Origin of the sequence: Intestinibacter sp., from assembly GCF_051866655.1 — a bacterium.
In the GTDB taxonomy this organism is placed as follows: Bacteria; Bacillota; Clostridia; order Peptostreptococcales; family Peptostreptococcaceae; genus Intestinibacter.
In genome coordinates, this window is the sequence record NZ_JBJDXL010000544.1 from 1 (window position 1) to 2,142 (window position 2,142).

At 28.9% G+C, this 2,142-nt stretch carries 3 protein-coding genes; all 3 read right to left on the reverse strand.

Translation table 11 applies throughout. The features are described 5' to 3' along the window. A partial coding sequence (locus ACI3VO_RS16435) for a hypothetical protein (RefSeq protein ID WP_439758946.1) occupies positions 1 to 503 on the reverse strand: 503 nt, incomplete at its 3' end. A gap of 84 nt (positions 504 to 587) precedes the next feature. Next, a complete protein-coding gene (locus ACI3VO_RS16440) occupies positions 588 to 1,142 on the reverse strand; it encodes an RNA 2'-phosphotransferase (RefSeq protein ID WP_439758947.1) in 555 nt (184 codons plus the stop codon). Positions 1,143 to 1,278: 136 nt separating this feature from the next. Beyond that, entirely contained in the window at positions 1,279 to 2,034 is a 756-nt protein-coding gene (locus tag ACI3VO_RS16445) for a Fic family protein (protein WP_439758948.1), read from the reverse strand. Between the last annotated feature and the right edge of the window lie 108 nt (positions 2,035 to 2,142).

The following is a 2,142-nucleotide window of genomic DNA, read 5'->3' on the forward strand; positions in this document are numbered from 1 at the left end:
TCGTTATTGCTCTTTTTTAAATTATCCTTTTCCACATTTTCTTTGACCTTTTTAGTATCTACAGTAGGTTTACTTATTGGAGTTTCGTATTTCTTTTCTTCCTTTTTTAATTGAAGCTTTTTCACTGGCTTACTTTTTCTCTTTAACTCGTATTCTTTTAAACCCTCTACCTTTACATTGCTCCATCCTAAAGCATACAATAAATTGTCTAGAATATAGTCCATTCTCAATTCTGCAACGTACTGTCTTTTAAATACATCCTGTGCCTTTTTTATAGCATCTTGTCTACCTTTATCATCTACAATATTTTCATCTAATAAAATTTTCACTATTCCTAAATTAATTGCATCTACGGCCCAGTTCTTCTCTGTCGGCTCTTTAGGAATCAAATCAGATAATATAGACTCAACTTTTTGGGCATTTAAAAGAGTATTTTTTCCAAAATTGTCGACTATATATCTCAATGCCAAACTTAGATTTTCTTCTTTTATTCCACCTGCCATTTTATCTCCCAACTCTCTATATATTTTTCTAATTTATATTATTACATAATTGTGTGTTTTTTTCTATATTTTAAAGGCTGTAAGTTAAATTTCTGTATTTTTTTCGGCTATTGATATGTACTTTACAGGAACTTTATCTGTAAGCCATATTCCATTTACAGATTTATAGAATTTATATCCGTCTTGCTCCATGCCCTTAGTATCTATTTCTAAAACTATAGGCTCGCCATGTCTTGCACCTACGATTTGAGCTGTCTCTATATCCTTAGATAGATGAACTAGGTTTCTACCTTTGCTAAGTATCCCTTTTTTGAATATACTATCTAAAAATCTAGTGGCAGTCCCGTGATATAAAATAGTTTCTGGTGAAGCAATTTCATAATCAGGATTTACTGGTATTGAGTGACCGTAATTGACGCGGATTTTCGTCTTATCTTCGTTAAAGCTGTATCTTCCCTTTTGATCATTTTCCACTATATATTCTAGAGTTTCCATATCTATTTTTTTCTTAGTATTTACTTTTTCTATAAGCTCTGTTGTATTTGCCCATCCCCTGTCGTCTACTTTTAAATCTATTTCCTCTGGGTGGTGTCTCAAAACACGACATAAGTATCTGCTCAATCTTACTACATCTCTCATAAATCTACCCTCCTCGTATAATTTATATATACTAAATTATCTAATATAAATATCAAATTATGCAATATAATTTTTTATATAGCATGAAAAAATAAAAAAAGCATTAGCTCGTTAAAGCTAGTGCCTTATTTATCATTTATATTTTAGGTATCTCTACATTTAAAAGTCTCATATTATCTTTTTCAGTTTCAATAACTCTATCTGCTATAAATTCAACGAACTTACTATCATTTTTATGAGCTAGCTCTAAGCAATTTATATATTCTTGTCTTAGAATCGGTGGAATTATAGCAATCATATATCCCTTTTGAATTAATGCTAAATTCATAATAAGTCTTGAAATTCTGCCATTTCCATCTATAAATGGATGTATAAATACTAATTCTTTATGAAGTAAAGCCCCAAAAACTACTGGATGGTATTTATCTCTATTTTCCGCTATCCATTTACATAATTTTTTCATTTCATTTTGAATTTCTTCTACAGGGCAAACTGGATAATTTGAACCAGTTATAAGAACATCTACAGTCCTATATTTACCTGCATTATCAGGATCTATTGAATTGTAGAATAAATAGTGCATTCTCAATATGTCATCTTCTGTGATTTCATTTGAATTTATTATGGAAAACATATAATCATATGCTTTAGCATGACCTTCTGCTTCTAAAAAATCTTTAAATGGCTTTCCACCTACAGTTAATCCATCCTCTAGTAAAACTTTGGTCTCACTTTCTGTAAGTGTATTACCTTCTATTGCATTTGAAGTATATGTCAAGCCTACTTTATAGTATTTTTTTATTTGATCTAGTAAATGTCCTTCAAATGGTCTCTTTTTATCTAATTCAGATTTATATACATCTATTCTTTTTAATTTATCATCTAAACTCATAATTTTCACCCTTTTTTATTATCTTAATTTACCTTTATATGTATTATTTCCAAAAATTTTAGTTTTAATAAGCTTTATTATACTATTTATATAAAAAGTATTCAAATT

Coding starts and splice junctions, on each gene's coding strand:
- ACI3VO_RS16445 (WP_439758948.1), bottom strand. CDS start 2,034: ATGAGTTTAGATGATAAATTAAAAAGAATAGATGTATATAAATCTGAA.
- ACI3VO_RS16440 (WP_439758947.1), bottom strand. CDS start 1,142: ATGAGAGATGTAGTAAGATTGAGCAGATACTTATGTCGTGTTTTGAGA.